The sequence below is a fragment of the Variovorax sp. P2_H12 genome (assembly GCF_056403395.1).
The window spans coordinates 1-19,357 of sequence record NZ_JBFUFO010000028.1; the positions used below are offsets into that span (position 1 = coordinate 1).

The following is a 19,357-nucleotide window of genomic DNA, read 5'->3' on the forward strand; positions in this document are numbered from 1 at the left end:
ATCGCGGGCTTGACGTAGTCGTCATTGGCGAAGTCGTGCTTGCCCAGGACGTCCTGGTCCTGGCCGCGGAACTTGTAGTTGGTGGTCAGCGAGACGTTGCCCGTGAGATTCGGCGCCGGTGCCGCTGGTGCGTCGGCGGCGGCGGCCTGTGCGCTGGCGAGCATCGGCAGCGCCATCAACGACGCGGCGAGTAAGGTTCTTTCGAATGCGAGTTTCATGATTGATGAACGATTGGGGGAGGTGAGAGCGTACGGCTGCGCTCGTAAAAAGCTCGTAAAAAGCGTGGGGCTGCGCATAAAGATTTGGTCTCTTTGCCGCCAGGCAACGCACAAGGCAGGTGCCTCTTGCTGACGTCGGTGGCAATATGTCCGAAATCCTCAATGCGCGCGTTCCAATGCTCATCAACTGCGTCGTTTACGAAGAGGGCATCAAGCTCGCTGACATCCAGGTCGCTGAGATCAGCGAGTACGCGTCGCTTCCCGGATGCTTCGTCTGGGTTGCACTGCGCGACGCGACGCCCGAAGAACTGAGTGAACTCCAGGGCGAGTTCGGTCTCCACGCGCTGGCCGTCGAAGACGCACGGCACGGCCACCAACGGCCGAAAGTCGAGGAGTATGGCGACTCTCTTTTCGTGGTGCTGCACCTGCTCGAGTCCGACCCCGCGGGAAAAACGGCGTTGCACGTCGGGGAGGTCGACGTCTTCGTCGGGCGGAACTACGTGGTGTCGGTGCGAAATCGCAGCGAGCATGGATTCGTGGACGTTCGGGAGCGATGCGAACGCGAGCCCGAACTGCTGCGCCAAGGACCCGGCTTCGTGCTCTATGCCCTCATGGACTCCGTGGTCGACCGCTACTTTCCCGTGATCGATGCGCTCGAGGTGGAACTCGAGGACATCGAGCAGCGGATTTTCACCAAAGGGGCTGCGCGCGAGAGCATCACGCGCCTTTATGACCTGAAGCAGCGGCTGATGGTGGTCAAGCACGCCGTTGCTCCGCTGCTTGAAGGAACTGGCAAGCTCTACGGCGCCCGGGTGCCGCAGATCTGCAACGGCTCGCAGGAATACTTCCGCGATGTCGTCGACCACCTCAACCGGATCAACAACACCATCGAGGCGATCTTCGACTCTATCGGCACCGCCATCCACGTCAACTTGTCGATGGTGACCATCGAAGACGGCGAGGTGGTCAAGCGCTTTGCCGCCTGGGCAAGTATCTTCGCCGTATGCACGGCGCTTGCCGGCATCTGGGGCATGAATTTCGAGCAGATGCCCGAGTTGAAGTGGACCTATGGCTATCCTGCCGCCTTGTTGCTGATCATCGGCATATGCGGCTACCTGTACTACCGGTTTCGTCGAGCAGGCTGGCTCTGAGGTGCATTTCGAAGGGGGTGTCCCGGTCATCCGGCTGGCTTTCCCCCAGAACCCCCATCTGATTGCGCGGAGAACCCTCCAGCCGGGTGTTGGATCCCTTCTCAAGAATGGGACTGCTTCGCGCGTTTTCGGAAGACGGGGAGCCTCTCTTTACGACTTTTTTACGCCCCCCGCCGCACTTTATTTCCCGTTTTTACGCACCCGAGCGGACACTTTCAGAATTGCTTTTGCAGGAGTGAAGAATGGACGTCGTATGGATTGCCGCCATTGCGGTGATGTGGGTCGTGATGGCCGAAACCGTGCTCGGGCTGTGCAAGCTCGACGCACCGAAAGGGGAGCGTCCGTGATCAGTCTCGAAGTCCTCTACGGGTTCGGCGGCCTGATCGCCGTGCTCCTCTTCGCGTATCTGGTTTTCGCGCTGATTTGCGCCGAGGAATTCTGAGATGAGTGCTTCTGCCTGGGGCCTGCTGGTCCTCTTCCTCATTGTGCTGGGCCTGCTGGCCTGGCCGCTGGGCCGCTTCCTCGCGGCCCTGTGCGAAGGCCGCTTGCCGCGCTGGATGCTGCGCGTCGAAGCGCCGCTCTACAGACTTGCGGGGACTTCTGCCGAACAGTCGATGCACTGGCGCAGCTACGCGTTGGCGCTGCTCGCCTTCAACGCCATCGGCGCTTTGGCCGTCTATGGCCTGCAGCGGCTGCAGGGCATGCTGCCGTTCAACCCGGCGGGCATGGCGGCGGTGTCCCCCGATTCGTCCTTCAACACCGCCGTGAGCTTCGTCGCCAATACCAACTGGCAGGGCTACGCCGGCGAATCGACCATGAGCTACCTCACGCAGATGCTGGGGCTCTCGGTGCAGAACTTTCTTTCGGGCGCCACCGGCATTGCGGTGGCGTTCGCGCTGGCGCGCGGCTTCGCGGCGCGGCGCACCGACGGCAAGGGCTTCGTCGGCAACTTCTGGGTCGACGTCACGCGCATCACCGCCTGGGTGCTGCTGCCGATCGCGTTCGCGATCGCGATGGTGCTGGCGGGCCAGGGCGTGATCCAGAACTTCGATGCCTACAAGACGATCGGCACCTTGGAAGCCACGGCCTACCAGAGCCCCAGGCTGGATGCCGGCGGCCAGCCGCTGAAGGACGCGGCGGGCAACCCGGTGCTCGAAGACGCGACGACCACCACGCAGACGCTCGCCATGGGCCCGGTCGCTTCGCAGGAAGCGATCAAGATGCTCGGCACCAACGGCGGCGGCTTCTTCAACGCCAACTCGGCCCATCCGTACGAGAACCCGACGGCGCTCTCCAACTTCGTCGAGATGCTGGCGATCTTCCTGATCCCGGCGGCGCTGTGCTTCGCCTTCGGCCGCGTGGTCGGCGACCGGCGGCAGGGCTGGGCCATCCTCGCAGCGATGACGGTGATGTTCGTGCTGGCGGTGATCGCGGTCATTCCGGCCGAGCAGGCCGGCAACCCGCTGCTGCCGCCGCTCGGCGTCGACCAGGCGCAGAGCGCGCTGCAGGCCGGCGGCAACATGGAAGGCAAGGAAGTGCGTTTCGGCATCAGCGCCTCGGCCCTGTTCGCGGCCGTCACCACCGCGGCCTCGTGCGGCGCGGTGAATGCCATGCACGATTCCTTCACGCCGCTGGGCGGCATGGTGCCGCTGGTCCTGATGCAACTCGGCGAGGTGGTGTTCGGCGGCGTCGGCACGGGGCTCTACGGCATGCTGGTCTTCGCGATCCTGGCGGTGTTCATCGCCGGGCTGATGATCGGCCGCACGCCCGAGTACCTGGGCAAGAAGATCGAGACGCACGAGATGAAGCTGACCTCGATCGCGATCCTGGTCACGCCGATCCTGGTGCTGGCCGGCACCGCCGTCGCCGTGATCGCAGACGCGGGCCGAGCTGGCATCGCCAATCCGGGCGCGCACGGATTCTCGGAAATTCTCTACGCGTTCACCTCGGCCGGCAACAACAACGGCAGCGCCTTTGCCGGCCTGTCCGCCAACACACCGTTCTACAACGCGTGGCTCGCCATCGCGATGTGGTTCGGCCGCTTCGGCGTGATCGTGCCGGTGCTCGCCATCGCGGGTTCGCTGGCGGCCAAGAAACGCCTGCCGGTGACGGCCGGGACCATGCCCACGCACGGCCCGCTGTTCGTCACGCTGCTGATCGGCACGGTGCTGCTGGTCGGCTTGCTCAACTATGTGCCCGCGCTGGCTCTCGGCCCGGTCGTCGAGCACCTGATGTTGTGGAAATGAGACCGCAGACCATGAAACAGAACCCTTCTCCTATCTCCCTCGGCGAGCCGGCCGAACTGGCGGCCGTGGTTGAAGCCAAGGCCCTCGCCAGGAAGAAAAAGCACCTCTCGCTGTTCGATGCCGCGCTGGTCAAGCCGGCCCTGTGGGGCGCCTTCGCCAAGCTGAGCCCGCGGGTGCAGTGGCGCAACCCGGTGATGTTCATCGTCTACATCGGCAGCATCCTCACGACCTTGCTGTGGGTGCACGCGCTGAGCTTTCCGGGCGACACCGGCATGTCGTCGGCCTTCGTGTTCGCGGTGTCGGTCTGGCTGTGGTTCACCGTGCTGTTCGCCAACTTCGCCGAAGCGCTGGCCGAGGGCCGCAGCAAGGCGCAGGCCGCCTCGCTGCGGGGGCTGCGCAAGGACACCTGGGCCAAGAAGCTGGCCGAGCCCTTCCACGGCGGCAAGTGGCTGCCGCTGCAGGCGCCCGATCTGCGCCGCGGCGACGTCGTGCTGGTCGAGGCCCACGACGTGATCCCGCTCGACGGCGAGGTGATCGAAGGCGTCGCCTCGGTCGACGAGAGCGCCATCACCGGCGAATCGGCCCCCGTGGTGCGCGAGTCGGGCGGCGACTTCTCGGCCGTCACCGGCGGCACCCGCGTGCTGTCGGACTGGCTGGTCGTGCGCATCACCGTCAACCCCGGAGAGTCCTTCCTCGACCGCATGATCGGCATGGTCGAGGCCGCCAAGCGGCAGAAGACGCCGAACGAGATCGCGCTGACCATCCTGCTGGTGGCGCTGACCCTGGTGTTCCTGATGGTCACCGTCACGCTGCTGCCGTACTCGGTGTTCAGCGTCAACGCGATCGGCACCGGCACGGTGGTGTCGCTGACCGCACTGGTGGCGCTGCTGGTGTGCCTGATCCCGACCACCATCGGCGGCCTGCTGTCGGCGGTTGGCGTGGCCGGAATGAGCCGCATGATGCAGGCCAACGTGATCGCCACCTCGGGCCGCGCCGTCGAGGCCGCGGGCGATGTCGACGTCCTGCTGCTCGACAAGACCGGCACCATCACGCWCGGCAATCGCCAGGCCAGTGCCTTCATCACGGCGCCGGGCGTCTCGCAAGCGAAGCTGGCGCGCGCCGCGCTGCTGGCCTCGCTGCCCGACGAGACGCCCGAAGGTCGCAGCATCGTCGAACTGGCCCGCCGCGGCGGCACCGACGACCAGGGCGTCGAAGGTGCACACTTCGTGCCCTTCACCGCCCAGACCCGCATGAGCGGCGTCGACCTGCCGGCGGCGCCGACGAGCCCGGACGCCGATCCGGTCGCGCTGCGCAAGGGCGCGGTCGATGCGGTGCGCCGGCACGTGGAGGCGCTCGGCGGCGCGATGGCGCCCGAGGTGCTGCATGCCGCCGACACGGTGGCGCGCCGCGGCAGCACGCCGCTGGCGGTGGCCGAAGGCAGCCGGGTGCTCGGCATCGTCGAGCTCAAGGACATCGTCAAGACCGGCATCAAGGAGCGCTTCGCCGAGCTGCGCCGCATGGGCATCAAGACCGTGATGCTCACCGGCGACAACAAGCTCACGGCCGCCGCGATCGCCGCCGAGGCCGGCGTCGACGATTTCCTGGCCGAGGCCACGCCCGAAGACAAGCTGGCGCTGATCCGCAAGTACCAGTCCGAAGGCCGCCTGGTCGCCATGACCGGCGACGGCACCAACGACGCGCCGGCGCTCGCCCAGGCCGACGTGGCGGTCGCCATGGGCAGCGGCACGCAGGCCGCCAAGGAGGCCGGCAACATGGTCGACCTCGACTCGAACCCGACCAAGCTGCTGGAAGTGGTGGAGACCGGCAAGGCGCTGCTGATGACGCGCGGCTCGCTCACCACCTTCTCGATCGCCAACGACGTCGCCAAGTACTTCGCCATCATTCCGGCGATCTTCGTCTCGACCTACCCGCAACTGGGCGCACTCAACGTGATGCAGCTCGCGAGCCCGTCGTCTGCGATCCTGTCGGCGGTGATCTTCAATGCGCTGGTCATCGTGTTCCTGATCCCGCTGGCGCTCAAGGGCGTGCGCTACCGCCCGGTGGGTGCCGCGGCGCTGCTGCGCCGCAACCTGGCGATCTACGGCCTCGGCGGCCTGGTCGTCCCCTTCATCGGCATCAAGCTCATCGACTGGCTGCTGGTCGCCGTGCATCTCGTCTGAGGATCTCATCACCATGACACCCATTCTTCGTCCCGCCCTGGTGCTCTTCGTGCTGCTCAGCGCGCTGACCGGGCTCCTGTATCCGCTGGCCGTGACCGGCGCCGCACAGGCGCTGTTTCCGGCCCAGGCCGAAGGCAGCCTGGTGCTGCGCGACGGCAAGGCGGTCGGCTCTTCGCTGATCGGCCAGAACTTCAGCGATCCGAAGCACTTCTGGAGCCGCCCGTCGGCCACCGCGCCGATGCCCTACAACGCGGCTGCGTCGGGCGGTTCCAACCAGGGGCCCCTGAATCCGGCGCTGGCCGAGGCGGTCAAGGGCCGTATCGAGGCGCTCAGGGCCGTCGATCCGGGCAACGCGCAGCCGGTGCCGGTCGACCTGGTCACGGCCTCGGCCAGCGGGCTCGATCCGCACATCAGCCCGGCCGCCGCGCGCTACCAGGCGGCGCGGGTGGCGCGCGTGCGCGGGCTGCCGGCCGACCATGTCGAACAGCTGATCGCGGATCACACCGCGGCGCCGCTGTGGGGCGTGCTCGGCGAACCGCGCGTGAACGTGCTGGCGCTGAACCTGGCGCTCGACCAGGCGCGCTGAGGAGCGCTCGAGATGGACGACGATCTGCTGCACGCGCTGTTGGCGCTGGCCGTCCTCTTCATTCCGCTGGGCTTCGCGTGGTTGATGGTGTCGCTCAGCACCAGGCGGCGCGCCCGCCGTGATCGGCAGGCGGTGCGCAAGCACCTGCCGCTGCGCTGAACCGTCCCGCCATGAACGACGCCGCGCGCCCCGACCCCGATGCCTTGCTCGCGCAACTGCGCGCGGAGGACGAACGCGCGCGGCGCGGCAGGCTGCGCATCTACTTCGGTGCCAATGCCGGTGTCGGCAAGACCTGGGCGATGCTCAGCGCCGCGCAGCGCGAGCAAACGGCGGGCCGCGACGTGGTGATCGGCGTCGTCGAGACGCATGGCCGCAGCGAGACCGCAGCGCTGCTGGCGGGGCTCGAAACGCTGCCCTTGCGCGAGGTCGCCTATCGTGGCCGAACGCTGTCCGAATTCGATCTTGATGCCGCGCTTGCACGAAAGCCGGCGGTGCTTCTGGTCGATGAACTGGCGCACACCAACGCTCCTGGCTCGCGCCACGCCAAGCGCTGGCAGGACGTGCAGGAACTGCTGGCTGCCGGCATCGAGGTCTGGTCGGCGCTCAACGTGCAGCACCTCGAAAGCCTCAACGGCACGGTCGGCGCGATCACCGGCGTGCGCGTGCAAGAGACCGTGCCCGACACCGTGCTCGACGAGGCCGACGAGGTGGTGCTGGTCGATGTCACGCCCGACGAACTGACGGCGCGGCTGGCCGCCGGCAAGGTCTACCTGCCGCAACAGGCCGAGCGTGCGGCGGAGAACTTCTTTCGCAAAGGCAATCTGATCGCGTTGCGCGAGATCGCGCTTCGCCGTACGGCCGAGCATGTGGAAGATGATGTGCGCGGTTGGCGCGTGGAGCAGTCCGGTCCAAAGGGCGACGCGGGGCCCCAGGCGTGGAACACCTCCGGCGCCATCCTTGCCTGCGTGGGGCCGCACGAGGGGGCTGACCAGACCGTGCGGACGGCCGCGCGCCTTGCCGGACAGCTCAACGTGCGCTGGCATGCGGCCTATGTGGAGACGCCTCGGTTGCAACGGCTCGCGGCCGCGCGGCGCGATCGCATCCTCGCCGTCATCAAGCTGGCCGAGGAATTGGGCGCCGAAACGGCGGTGCTCACCGGCGTCGACGTCGCCGAGCAACTGGCGGCCCAGGCACGGCGGCTCAACTGCGCGACGCTGGTGGTCGGGCACGCGGAGCCGGCGCAGGGCTGGTCGCGTTGGTGGCCGCGGACAGACCTGTCGCGCCAACTGGCGCGCTACGCGCCCACCCTCGACATCCTCGAGGTCGCACGAGCCGACAGCTCTCGTCGTCTTGCTCAGGTCCGCGAGGTCGGGCGGCGCAACGAAGCGGGCCTGGAGGAGGATGAGCGCTCTCACGCGCGTTGGCCCGGCTACGCATGGGCGGGGGCAATCAGCATTGCGATGACGGTCGTCGCCATGCCGCTCGTCGGCGTCCTGGAGTTGGTCAACATCGTCATGCTGTTTCTGCTCGGCGTGGTCGGCGTTGCGCTTCGTTTGGGGCGTGGCCCGGCAGCCCTCTCGGCTGTAGTGAACGTGGCTGCTTTCGACTTCTTTTTCGTCCCGCCGCGCATGTCTTTTGCCGTCAGCGACGTGCAGTACTTGGTGACCTTCTCCGTCATGCTTGTCGTCGGCCTGTTGGTGGGGCAGCTCACCGCAGGGTTGCGATTTGCAGCCGGTGTATCGACCAGCCGCGAGCGGCGTGCACAGTCGCTGTTCGAACTCACCCGCGAACTTTCGGCCGCGCTCGAAAGCGCCCAGGTGATCGAGCTCGGCGCTGCCGCAGTGCAAGGCCACTTCGGCGGGCGCGCACTGGTGCTGGTGACGGACGCCAACGACCGGCTCGTAGTGCCTGCCGATCCACCCTCCGGCTTCGACGCCAGCGTGGCTGACTGGACGTTCAGGCAAGGACAGGCGGCCGGTCTTTCGACCGCAACGCTGGCTGCGCAGCCCTGGCACTACGTGCCGCTGAAGGCCCCGATGCGGGTGCGCGGCGTGCTTGCGCTCGAGCCCGCACACCCGCGCTGGCTGCTCATCCCCGAGCAGGCCCAGCAGCTCGACACCTTGGCGCGCCAGATCGCAATCGCGTTGGAGCGGGTGCACTACGTCGAGGTGGCGCAGCAGGCGGTCGTCGAGATGGAGTCGGAGCGACTGCGCAATGCGCTGCTCGGCGCCATCTCGCACGATGTGCGTACGCCACTGACGGCACTGATCGCGCTGGCCGAGTCGCTGCAGGCCACGCCACCGGAGGCTCACGCAGAGGCGGCGCGCGCCATCGTGGCTCAGGCTCGGGAGCTGAATGCGCTGGTCAATAATCTGCTCGACATGGCGAGGCTGGAAAGCGGCATCGCAGGCGGTGCTGTCAACCTGCGACGCGAGTGGCAGTCGGTGGAAGAGGTGGTGGGTGCAGCCATCCGCGCGGCACGGCCCGCGCTAGGAGAAATGATCGTTCAGACAACGCTTCCCGAGGACCTGCCGTTGGTCGAGTTCGATGCCGTGCTGATCGAGCGCGTGCTGGTCAACTTGCTCGAGAACGCCGCGAAATACGGTGCGCCGCCCATCGTGATCGCTGCGCATGCGACGCCCCATGCGCTCGTGTTGACGGTACGCGACCATGGTCCGGGTCTGCCGGCCGCGCTCAAGGGGCGTGAGCGGACGTTGTTCGACAAGTTCACGCGCGGCCAGGCGGAATCGGCGACGCCTGGTGTGGGTCTGGGCCTGGCGATCTGCAAGGCAGTGGTCAGCGCCCATGGCGGCGAGATCACCGCGGCCAGTGCGCCGGACGGCGGTGCCGAATTCAGCGTGACCCTGCCGCGGCGCGCTCCGCCCGCGGCTATCGACGATCCTTCGCCCTGACTGCCATGACCAGCCATGTTGCCATCGTGATCGAGGACGAGCCGCAGATTCGCCGCTTCGTGCGCAATGCGCTGGAGGCCGAAGGCTGGCAGGTGCATGAAGTCGGCACGCTGCGCGACGGACTCGCCGCCGTCGGCACGCGTCAGCCCGACCTCGTGGTGCTCGACCTCGGCTTGCCGGATGGCGACGGCATCTCGTTGATTGTCGATGTACGTGGGTGGTCCGGCGTGCCGATCATCGTGCTCTCGGCGCGCACCGAGGAGGCCGACAAGATCGCGGCGCTCGACGCCGGCGCCGACGACTACCTGACCAAGCCCTTCGGCACCGGAGAGCTGCTGGCACGCGTGCGTGCCGCCGTGCGTCGGCCCCGTGCGGTGGGAGGCGGCGAGCAAGGCGACGGCGGAGCTGAACCGGCCTTCCGCTTCGGAGACATCGAGGTCGATCGTCCGGCCCGGCTCGTGCGACGCGCGGGTGTCGAAGTCCATCTCACGCCCACCGAATACCGACTGCTCGGAGTGCTGGTGGCCAACGCCGGCCGAGTGATCACTCATCGCCAGCTGCTGCGCGAGGTTTGGGGTCCTTTGTGCGATGAACAGAGCCACTATCTGCGCATCTACATGGGCCACTTGCGACAGAAGCTCGAGTCCGATCCCGCGCAGCCTCGGCATCTGCTGACGGAGACGGGTGTCGGCTACCGTCTGGCAATTTGAGAGGCTCGTGCCGCTGCGTGGCGAATCCTGCCTGCGATTCACTGCTGTCTCCAGACCCTCGAGTTAATCGGCCTGATCTCGTAGTCGCCACCCTCCGCTTGCGCGGACACTTCAGGCGACAGGTAGACCGGAAAGCTATGAGTCGCGCCGGCGGGGATGTTGCTGACCCCCGCAACCCAGAGCTGCTCGATGGCGACCTGCTTGCCGAACTTGTCCTTCACAGCGACGGCCACCTGCACTCCACAGGCGATGGGATTGTTGTTAAGCACGGCTGCGGTGACGGTGATGCGCATGCCCTCGGTGCGTGCACTGCGGCTCTCGACCTCGAAGTTGCCTGCGCTGCATTTTGGGGTGTCGTCCTGCGTAACGACCGATTCGATCCACGACCACCCGCTGGCTAAGAGAAAGGCGGCAACCGCCAGTGATGCCGCGCCCAGGCCGACAATGAGGATGACCTTCGTCGGCTTCATGGCAAGAACGCGCTGAGCACCAACGTGGCGACGTGATTCAACATAGTCCCTCCATACCTCCAAATTGATACGTCGACCCGAGACTTCGACGAGCGCCATCGGCGGAAGCCGACCGAGTGCGCTCAATTTCGATGCACCGGCGAACAACCACGCCATGCTTGGGGTGCGTGCCATCTCCCCCATTTTCCAACCGGAGAGCCAAGCATTGGCCTATAACCGCAGTCTCGACAACAAACGGACATCCCAGCATGCACCCACCTCGGCAAGGCCTTGGAATTCTCACGCTGAGCGCGCTGGGCGTCGTCTATGGCGACATCGGTACGAGCCCTCTGTACACCATGAAGGAGGTCTTCAACCCGGCCCATTCGCTCGCCCTCAACGCCGCAAACATCATAGGGGCAGTTTCGACGATCTTGTGGGCGCTGATGATCGTTGTCACGCTCAAGTACGTCGTGCTGATCCTGCGTGCCAGCAATCGAGGCGAAGGCGGGATCATGGCGCTGACAGCTCTTGCAGCCAAGGCGGCGGGAAGCACGCCCAAGCGACATACGCTTCTCCTGCTGATCGGCGTGCTCGGCGCGGCACTTTTTTACGGCGACGCTGTCATCACGCCGGCCATATCCGTCCTGGGTGCCATGGAAGGATTGGAAACGATCACGCCCGCGCTCAAACCGTATGTGCTGCCCATCGCGATCGCAGTGATCGTCGGACTCTTCCTTGGGCAGCGCTTTGGCACCGCGGCAGTAGGCAAACTGTTCGGCCCCATCGTCGTCGTGTGGTTCGCTGTCCTCGCGATCACCGGCGTGGCTCATATTGTCGAGCAGCCAGCGATCCTGTCCGCCCTCAATCCATTGCGGGCCATTGAATTCATGCAGGCGCGCGGTTGGCAGCTGTTCGTCATCATGGGCGCCATCGTGCTGGCGCTGACGGGTGCCGAGGCGCTTTACGCGGATATGGGCCACTTCGGCAAGAAGCCGATCCGCCTGGCCTGGAACACCTTCGTTCTCCCGGCGCTGGCGCTCAACTACATGGGTCAGGGAGCCCTGCTCATCAGCGATGCCTCCGCCCTCGAGAATCCATTCTTTCGGCTCTTTCCGACGCTATGGCTGATTCCCGCTGTCGTGCTCGCGACCCTGGCATCGGTGATCGCATCCCAAGCCACCATCTCTGGAGCCTATTCGCTGACCAGGCAAGCAATCCAGTTGGGCCTGCTTCCACGAATGCAGGTGCTGCACACCTCCGAGAAGGAAGTCGGGCAGATCTACGTACCGCTCGTCAATTGGGTCATCATGGCTGCGGTACTGCTCGCGATGGTGGGTTTCGAAAGTTCTTCTGCGCTCGCATCCGCATATGGAATTGCGGTCACGATCACAATGTTCATCACCACCTGGCTCACCTTCTTTGTCGTTCGACACGCGTGGGGGTATCCACTGCCACTCGCTTGGGCGGCGACCGGAGCATTTCTGTTGGTCGATGCCGTGCTCGTGGTTTCGTGTGCGCTCAAGTTCTGGCAGGGCGGTTGGTTTCCCATCGTCCTTGGAGGCGTCATCTTCTCGATCATGGCGACCTGGCGGCGTGGCCGGGAGTTGCTGATCGAGCACATTCGAAGCGACGACCCCGATCTGTTGCCGTTCATCGAAGCGTTGAGCGCCGACAAGTCTGTGCGCCGCACCCCGAGAACCGCGGTCTACACCGTCGCCAATCCTGATACAGTGCCGCAAGCCCTGCTGCACAACCTCAAGCACTATCAAGTGCTGCACGAGCAGAACGTGATCCTCACCGTGCGCTTTCAGGAGGTGCCGTGGGTGCCGGAGGAAGAACGCCTGCAAGTGGAGCCCTTGGTCGATGGATTCTGGAGGGTGCAGGTCAACTACGGCTTCAGGGATGAGCCCGACGTCCCGCGGGCGTTGCGCCTTTGTGAGCGTGAAGGGCTCAAGGTCGATCAGGCTGCGGTCTCCTATTTTCTCAGTCGGGAGATCGTGATCCCGACACGCGGACCCGGGATGGCGCACTGGCGCGAAGCCTTGTTTGCCACCATGTCTCGCAATGCCAGCAGCGTCGGAGATTTCTTCCGGCTCCCACACAACTGTGTGGTGGAACTGGGGACGCGTGTGCAAATATGAAGCCCGCACTCCGGTGCTCACGAGGGAGCTGAACAAGCGAAGCACAAACCTCGGTCCCGGCCAGGAGCGGTCCTACGATGCATCCTCCCAGTTGAACGATTTCTTGCGAGCTGCCGTTGAGCACAATGCGTGCATGGAAGTTATCAAGACTCTTGGATTGTTCGTGGCCACCGCTGTGGCAGAAATTGTTGGTTGCTATCTGCCTTACCTTTGGCTGAAAGAGGGCAAATCAGCTTGGTTGCTCCTGCCGGCCGCGCTGAGTTTGGCGCTCTTCGCGTGGATGCTGTCCCTTCACCCAACGGCCGCCGGTCGCGTGTACGCTGCATACGGAGGTGTCTACGTCGGGGTCGCCATCCTGTGGCTATGGGCGGTGGACAAGGTCACGCCTTCGACCAGCGACTGGGTTGGTGTTGCCGTGTGTTTCATCGGCATGGCCATCATCATGTTCGGACCGCGCGAGGCATGACATTCTTGGCCGATGAGTATCAGCAACAACCTGAAGACCTGGGCCAAGCAACTCCAACGCGACGGCGTGACGCTTTGGTTTGCAGGCAAGAATCCCCGAACGCCTTGGTATGCGAAGGCCCTGGGTGTGTTTGTGGTCGCTTATGCGCTGAGTCCAATTGACCTGATTCCAGACTTCATCCCGGTGCTGGGCTACGTCGATGATGTTCTGCTACTCCCTGGGCTAATCTGGTTGACCATCAGACTGCTGCCTCCTGAAGTCCTCGCGGAATGTCGCAGCCAAGCAGAAGAGTGGATGCAGACGGAGGGCTCGAAGCCAAGCAGCCGGGCCGGCGCGGTCCTCATCGTGGTCCTGTGGATTTCCATTGGTGCGGCAGTATGGCTTTGGCTCAATCCGCGTCCATAGACCCTTTCGGGGTTGATGCCGATAGTGGGCCGACCACAACTACCGGCTGCGACCAAACAGCGGACGGTGGCCGCTCCAGCCTTCAGCCCTATCCCCGGTGGCGCATGCGCAGGCCTCTCGGATGCGCTCGCGGCCGTAGCTGCCGCCCGGCTCCTTCATCGCATGGGGACTGCGAGCCCAAAGCGACGCCCGGCGCTTCAGAGCCATCGGCGAACCCTTGCCTTGTAGCTGGCATACACGTCACCGAATGCTGACATGAGGGCTCTCTCCTCAGGTGCTATTTGGAAGCGAGTCATGTAGGCCACGAACACTATCGGTCCGGCCAATGTCCAGGGCGCGCAAAGGAACGCCGTCCAGCCGACGAGCACGAAAAGCAAACCAACGTACATCGGAATGCGGGTGACTCGGTAGATGCCGGTGGTGACCAACGATGAGGAAGTTTCGGGCTTCATCGGGTTCAGGGTTGTTTTGGCCTGGTGAAAGGCGGTGATGCCTGCAGCGCTGAATGCGCCGCCGACGAGCGCGATGGCAACTGCTATAGCAATCCGCAGGGGAGCAGCGACTTCGACGGTCAGCGTGAGCCGAGAGACAGCCCACATCGCCAACGCGAGAACCAACGCCACGACCGGGGGCGGAACCTTCAGTTCAAGGGCTTTCATGGGATTCCTGTCGCTTGAGTGCTTCGTCGCAGGCTACTTCAATGTGCTGGGTTTAGTCGAGGATGCGTTTCTACCTTAGACGGCAAACATCCATCCGGTGACCGCAGCGAGCGCGACCACCAACGTTGGACGCCATCGCGCTGGCATTTGGAAGTCGCCTTTCGCACGCGACGTCGTTCTGGTCGTCCGCTGCCACCAGCGATCCGTCCAGTAGCTCCGACTCGGATTTCGTCAATGGTGTCGGCGAAGGCAGGTTCCAAAGTAGACCGGGCGGTCGCGAGGAAAGGCGCCGAAGTCAGCTTTCGACGGCCTCCGTCTTTCGGCAGCGAAATCCGATCGACCGCAACCAGTCTTCAGCAGACATATCGGAGCCGCCCTCCCCCGCGGCTCCGCCTCACGGCCGATCGGGCACCCTCGCCACAATCTTTTCCCGCACCCCTCTGATCGCACCCCTCAGCGCCTGCAGCTGGCGATCCATGTCCGCATTGAGGACAGTCACCAAGCCCCGCAGCTCGGTCGGCTCGATGTGAAATTCTTCGACACCCCTCAGGGGGTAGCGAGGCGACAGAAAGCTCTGCAGGCACTCATAGGCACGGTACGAATCAGCCAAATTGCAGAACGCATCCTCGACTTCCGAGAAGTTCGTCATTGCCGACTCAGGCGGCTCTGGCGCCTCTTGTTTGGCGACTGGCGCGCGGCGCCGCTTCGCAGTGACCGATGGGGGTTTGATTGACTTGGCGATCCTCGGAGAATGCGCGATCGCGCGAGCAGACTTGGCCATGCTGGCCTCCCTGAAGGTTGCGGTTTACTGAAACCGCCGCCCCCGCTTCCAAACGGTGGCGGCAGCTCGAACGGGTTGGAAGACCGGGCAACCTTTTACAAGAAACCGGCAGGACTTTCGCCCTCCCGTTCGAGCCGCCAAAAATGGAGCACGAACGAGGAAGCCGCAGGGCCAATGAAGGCATCTGCGGCGTCCGCCGTAAAAGCATTGCTGCGGGCTTCCAAACCCGACCACGTCCTTTCGTGACGCGGCTCAAGCAGTATATCGATCGCTGCTGCAGCCGTCGCACGCGAACCAGCGCCCCTTGTTGCTCAGCGGATCTCCGCGATGCCCGTCCCCGCAGCGACGTAGGCGCCCTGTTCCGCCTGAAGCGCAATGCGCCCCGCGCGATGCGCCTTGACCTGCATTTCCATCTTCATGGCCTCCATCGAGCCGATCGTGTCGCCGGCTGCGACGGTGTCGCCGTCGGCCACCGCCCAGGATTGCAGGGTGCCGGAGATCGGTGCGGCGACCGCGGCAGGGTCGGCCGCCGCCGAAGCCGCGGCGCCCTCGCTCGCTGCACCGCTGCCCGCGGCCGAAGACAGCCCGCGCAACAGTTCGGCCGGCAGGCCCAGCGCCATCCGGCGGCCATCGATTTCCACCGCCGTGCGCACCAGCGAGACCTCCGCCAGAGGCTCGGGCCGCACCGCCGCGGCCAGCACATTCGCGAAATCCGTCTCGATCCAGCGGGTGTGCACCTTGAAGGCGTCGGCGGAGACGAAGTCGGCGTGCTCCATCACCGCGCGGTGGAACGGCAGGACCGAGGGCACGCCTTCGATGCGGAACTCCTTGAGCGCACGCCGGGCGCGGGCGATCGCCTGCGCGCGCGTGGCGCCGGTGACGATCAGCTTGGCCATCAGCGAATCGAAAGTGCCCGGCACCGTCGAGCCCGACTGCACGCCGGTGTCGACGCGCACGCCCGGACCCGATGGCGCTTCGAATACGCGCACCGGGCCGGGCGCGGGCAGGAAGCCGCGGCCGACATCTTCGGCGTTGATGCGGAACTCGAAGGCGTGGCCGCGCGGCACCGGCGTCTCGGTGATCGACAGCGGCAGGCCGTCGGCAATGCGGAGTTGTTCGACCACCAGGTCGATGCCCGTGGTCTCCTCGGTCACCGGATGCTCCACCTGCAGGCGCGTGTTGACCTCCAGGAAGGAGATCGTGCCCGAGGGGCTGAGCAGGAACTCCACCGTTCCGGCACCGACGTAGCCGGCGCGCATGCAGACATCGCGCGCGGCCTGGTGAATGCGCTCGCGCTGCGCGTCGCTGAGGAAGGGCGCAGGCGCCTCTTCCACCAGCTTCTGGTTGCGCCGCTGCAGCGAGCAGTCGCGCGTGCCGAGCACGACCACGTGCCCGTGCGTGTCGGCGATCACCTGCGCCTCGACATGGCGCGGACGGTCGAGGAACTGTTCGACGAAGCACTCGCCGCGGCCGAACGCAGCGACAGCCTCGCGCACGGCCGATTCGTACAGGTCGGCGACCTCGTCGAGGCGCCAGGCGACCTTGAGCCCGCGCCCGCCGCCGCCGAAGGCCGCCTTGATGGCGATCGGCAGGCCGTTCTTCTCGGCGAAGGCCACGACCTCCTGCGCGTCGCGCACGGGATCCGAAGTGCCCGCGACCAGCGGCGCACCGGCCTGCAGTGCGATCTTGCGGGCCTGCACCTTGTCGCCCAGCGCCTCGATGGCGGCGGGCGGCGGGCCGATCCAGGCCAGCCCGGCGCCGATGACGGCGCGCGCGAAGCCCGCGTTCTCCGACAGGAAGCCGTAGCCCGGGTGCACCGCGTCGGCGCCGCAACGCGCGGCCACGATCAGCAGCTTGTCGATGTTCAGGTAGGTGTCGGCCGGGCGCTGGCCGTCGAGGCCATACGCCTCGTCGGCCATGCGCGCATGCATGGCGTCGAGGTCGGCATCGGCGTACACGGCGACCGATTGCACGCCGTAGTCGGCACAGGCGCGCACGATGCGCACGGCGATCTCGCCGCGGTTGGCAATCAGGACTTTTTTCATGGGGTCTCTCGCAGGACGGGGCGGGTGGTCGGATGGAAGGCGCGGATCGGGTTGAAGCGCACGCTGGCGCCGATCGGGATCTGCCCGGCGCGGTCGAGGTGGTGCGGCGCCACGGCGCCGATCACCGGATAGCCACCGGTCAACGGATGGTCGGCCAGGAACAGCACGGGCTGCCCGCTCGGCGGCACCTGGATGGCGCCCAGCGCCGTGCCCTCGCTCGGCAGCTCGCCGGGCTCGGCGCGCGCCAGCGCTTGTTCGCCCGCCAGCCGCAGCCCGACACGATTGGACTGCGGCGTGACGGTCCAGAGCTGGCTCGCCAGCAGCGCGATCGCCTCGGGCGTGAACCAGTCGGTTCTCGGGCCCATCACCACGTCGAGCACGACGACGTCCCGTGCGGTGGGCAGATCGGCGGGGGATGGCCCGGGCAGGCCGACCACGGCGCCGCGCACGACCGCGCGAACGGGCAACACGTCGCCGGCCTGGATCGGCGGCGGACCGACGTTGGCGAGCGTGTCGGTCGAACAACTGCCGAGCACCGGCGCCACGTCGAAGCCGCCGCGCACCGCGACGTAGGAGCGGATGCCCGCAGCCGGTTCGCCGAGCGTCACGGTATCGCCGTCGGCCAGCGCGAAGGCTTCGTGGCGGCGCATGTTCAGCGTCGTGCCATCCGCGGTGACGAGGCGAACCGGCGCCTCGGCACCGGTGACGGCCACCACGGCGTCGCCGCGGCAGACGAACTGGAAGCCGCCATACACGAGCTCCACGCAGGCCGCGTCAGCCGGATTGCCGACCAGGCGGTTGGCCGCGCACAGGGCGCCCTGGTCCATCGCACCGGAAGCCGACACGCCCTGCCCGGCCTGGCCGTGCCGGCCCCGATCCTGGAGCACCGCCTGCAGCCCGGTGGCCCGGATCCGGAGCGCGGCGCCGCCCGCCGGCGGAGCTTCGACCGGTTCCGTGGGCACGGTCCGCAGGGGCGCCGGCGAAGCCGACGGGCGCAGTCCGGACACATCGACGAAGCGCACCTTGAAGCCCGGCTGCAGCAGCGCCGGAACCTCGCGGCCCAGGTCCCACATGGGCGTGGCGGTCACGCCGATGATCTGCCAGCCGCCCGGGCTGGCCTGCGGATAGACGCCGCTGAAGGGGCCCGCCAGTCCGACGGCACCGGCCGGGATGCGGGTACGCGGCGTGGCGCGGCGCGGCACGTTCAGGCTGGGGTGCCCGCCGCTCAGGTAGGCGAAGCCCGGCGCGAAGCCGGTGAAGGCGACCGTGTAGTCGCTGCCGGTGTGGCGGCGGATCACTTCCTCGCGCGAGATGCCCAGCAGCTGCGCCACCTCGTCGAGATCCTCGCCCTGGTAGTCGACCGGGACCTCGATCCGCGTGGCCGCGCGCTCGACCGTCGCATGCAGGCTGCGGCCGCCGATCTGGTCGGCGAGCTGGTCCGGCGACACCGCCGTGGGGCGAAAGCGAACCAGGATCGTGCGGGCCGCAGGCACCAGCTCCTCGATGCCGGCGATGGGTTCGGCCTGCAGCGATGCGAGCAGGGCCAGGGTCTGCGCCAGGTCGTCGAGTTCGACCAGCAGCGCATTCAGGTTGACAGGCAGGAAACGCATCATCCCCGCGCTCCTTCGACCACTGCCGAATCGACGAAGGAGCCAATGACCACGCCCGAGCGCTCGAGCAGGCCGCGCACCTGCCGCGCCATCTCGACCGCGCCGGGGCTGTCGCCGTGCACGCAGATCGAATCGGCCCGGATGCGCACCGTGCTGCCGTCGATGGCCTCGACCACGCCCTCGGTCGCCAGCCGAAGCATGCGCGCCGCGACCACCTCCGGGTCGTGCAGCACGGCGCCCTTCTCGCGACGCGACACCAGCGATCCGTCCGGCATGTAGGCGCGGTCGGCGAAGGCTTCGGCGACGGTGCGCAGCCCGCTCGCCTCGGCCCAGCCGAGCAGCGGCGAGCCGGCCAGCCCGACCAGGGCCAGGCCGGCATCGATCGCCAGGATGGCGGCGATGACATCGCGCGCCTGGCGCTCGTCGTGCGCGATGGTGTTGTAGAGCGCGCCGTGCGGCTTGACGTAGCGCACCGCGGTGCCCGCGGCGGTCGCAAGGCCCTGGAGCGCACCGATCTGGTAGATCACGTCGGCCACCAGGTCGGCGCTGGCCAGGTCCATGTTGCGCCGGCCGAAGCCGGCCAGGTCGGGGTAGGCCACGTGGGCGCCGACCGCCACGCCGAGCGCCTGCGCGCGGCGCAGCGTGTGCAGGATGCCGGCCGCGTCGCCGGCATGGAAGCCGCAGGCCACGTTGGCGCTGCTCACGATGCCGAGCATCGCCTCGTCGTCGCCCATGCGCCAGGCGCCCAGGCTCTCGCCGAGGTCGCTGTTGAGGTCCATCTTCATCGCGGCGCCC

Annotated in this window: 17 protein-coding genes and 1 pseudogene; 11 read left to right on the forward strand and 7 right to left on the reverse strand. The window is 66.6% G+C overall.

What is annotated here, in order from left to right; all coding sequences use genetic code 11:
- Positions 1-218: pseudogene (locus tag AC1DYK_RS21495) on the reverse strand (TorF family putative porin); the annotation flags it as partial.
- A 176-nt stretch (positions 219-394) separates the two neighbouring features.
- Here AC1DYK_RS21495 and corA point away from each other — a divergent pair.
- The 8 genes from corA to kdpE all read left to right on the forward strand — a co-directional run bounded on the left by corA (position 395) and on the right by kdpE (position 10,003).
- On the forward strand, positions 395-1,369 hold the full coding sequence (gene corA / locus AC1DYK_RS21500; protein ID WP_478168232.1) for a magnesium/cobalt transporter CorA: 975 nt from the start codon (positions 395-397) through the stop codon (positions 1,367-1,369).
- A 343-nt stretch (positions 1,370-1,712) separates the two neighbouring features.
- Entirely contained in the window at positions 1,713-1,811 is a 99-nt protein-coding gene (gene kdpF, locus AC1DYK_RS21505; RefSeq protein ID WP_478168159.1) for a K(+)-transporting ATPase subunit F, read from the forward strand.
- A 1-nt stretch (position 1,812) separates the two neighbouring features.
- Positions 1,813-3,615: a potassium-transporting ATPase subunit KdpA gene (gene kdpA / locus AC1DYK_RS21510; protein WP_478168160.1), complete on the forward strand. Its 1,803-nt coding sequence runs from the start codon at positions 1,813-1,815 to the stop codon at positions 3,613-3,615.
- An 11-nt stretch (positions 3,616-3,626) separates the two neighbouring features.
- Positions 3,627-5,795: a potassium-transporting ATPase subunit KdpB gene (kdpB, locus tag AC1DYK_RS21515; RefSeq protein WP_478168161.1), complete on the forward strand. Its 2,169-nt coding sequence runs from the start codon at positions 3,627-3,629 to the stop codon at positions 5,793-5,795.
- Between the two features lie 13 nt (positions 5,796-5,808).
- Positions 5,809-6,381 carry a potassium-transporting ATPase subunit KdpC gene (kdpC, locus tag AC1DYK_RS21520; RefSeq protein ID WP_478168162.1) on the forward strand — a complete coding sequence of 191 codons (573 nt, stop codon included), beginning with the start codon at positions 5,809-5,811 and terminating at the stop codon, positions 6,379-6,381.
- A 12-nt stretch (positions 6,382-6,393) separates the two neighbouring features.
- Positions 6,394-6,540, forward strand: coding sequence for a hypothetical protein (locus AC1DYK_RS21525; RefSeq protein ID WP_478168163.1), 147 nt, complete (start codon positions 6,394-6,396; stop codon positions 6,538-6,540).
- A gap of 11 nt (positions 6,541-6,551) precedes the next feature.
- A complete protein-coding gene (locus AC1DYK_RS21530) occupies positions 6,552-9,293 on the forward strand; it encodes a DUF4118 domain-containing protein (protein ID WP_478168164.1) in 2,742 nt (913 codons plus the stop codon).
- A 5-nt stretch (positions 9,294-9,298) separates the two neighbouring features.
- Positions 9,299-10,003 carry a two-component system response regulator KdpE gene (gene kdpE / locus AC1DYK_RS21535; protein WP_478168165.1) on the forward strand — a complete coding sequence of 235 codons (705 nt, stop codon included), beginning with the start codon at positions 9,299-9,301 and terminating at the stop codon, positions 10,001-10,003.
- 38 nt (positions 10,004-10,041) lie between these two features.
- Here the strand turns inward: kdpE and AC1DYK_RS21540 are convergent, their stop codons facing one another.
- Positions 10,042-10,629, reverse strand: coding sequence for a hypothetical protein (locus AC1DYK_RS21540; protein ID WP_478168166.1), 588 nt, complete (start codon positions 10,627-10,629; stop codon positions 10,042-10,044).
- A 92-nt stretch (positions 10,630-10,721) separates the two neighbouring features.
- Here AC1DYK_RS21540 and AC1DYK_RS21545 point away from each other — a divergent pair, with 92 nt between their 5' ends.
- The 3 genes from AC1DYK_RS21545 (at position 10,722) to AC1DYK_RS21555 (ending at position 13,467) form a co-directional block, all read left to right on the forward strand.
- A complete protein-coding gene (locus AC1DYK_RS21545) occupies positions 10,722-12,596 on the forward strand; it encodes a potassium transporter Kup (protein ID WP_478168167.1) in 1,875 nt (624 codons plus the stop codon).
- Positions 12,597-12,729: 133 nt separating this feature from the next.
- Positions 12,730-13,062, forward strand: coding sequence for a YnfA family protein (locus AC1DYK_RS21550; protein ID WP_478168168.1), 333 nt, complete (start codon positions 12,730-12,732; stop codon positions 13,060-13,062).
- A gap of 12 nt (positions 13,063-13,074) precedes the next feature.
- Positions 13,075-13,467, forward strand: coding sequence for a YkvA family protein (locus tag AC1DYK_RS21555; RefSeq protein WP_478168169.1), 393 nt, complete (start codon positions 13,075-13,077; stop codon positions 13,465-13,467).
- A 197-nt stretch (positions 13,468-13,664) separates the two neighbouring features.
- Here the strand turns inward: AC1DYK_RS21555 and AC1DYK_RS21560 are convergent, their stop codons facing one another.
- The 5 genes from AC1DYK_RS21560 to AC1DYK_RS21580 form a co-directional block, all read right to left on the reverse strand.
- Entirely contained in the window at positions 13,665-14,126 is a 462-nt protein-coding gene (locus AC1DYK_RS21560; RefSeq protein ID WP_478168170.1) for a methyltransferase family protein, read from the reverse strand.
- A gap of 394 nt (positions 14,127-14,520) precedes the next feature.
- Positions 14,521-14,907 (reverse strand): hypothetical protein, encoded by a 387-nt coding sequence (locus AC1DYK_RS21565; RefSeq protein WP_478168171.1) that lies wholly within the window; start codon positions 14,905-14,907, stop codon positions 14,521-14,523.
- 311 nt (positions 14,908-15,218) lie between these two features.
- Positions 15,219-16,952, reverse strand: a complete 1,734-nt coding sequence (locus AC1DYK_RS21570) for an acetyl/propionyl/methylcrotonyl-CoA carboxylase subunit alpha (protein ID WP_478168172.1) — start codon at positions 16,950-16,952, stop codon at positions 15,219-15,221.
- On the reverse strand, positions 16,949-18,562 hold the full coding sequence (locus AC1DYK_RS21575) for a 5-oxoprolinase subunit B/C family protein (RefSeq protein ID WP_478168173.1): 1,614 nt from the start codon (positions 18,560-18,562) through the stop codon (positions 16,949-16,951). The genes AC1DYK_RS21570 and AC1DYK_RS21575 overlap by 4 nt, the downstream gene beginning before the upstream one ends.
- Positions 18,562-19,347, reverse strand: a complete 786-nt coding sequence (locus AC1DYK_RS21580; protein WP_478168174.1) for a LamB/YcsF family protein — start codon at positions 19,345-19,347, stop codon at positions 18,562-18,564. The genes AC1DYK_RS21575 and AC1DYK_RS21580 overlap by 1 nt, the downstream gene beginning before the upstream one ends.
- Positions 19,348-19,357: the final 10 nt, after the last annotated feature.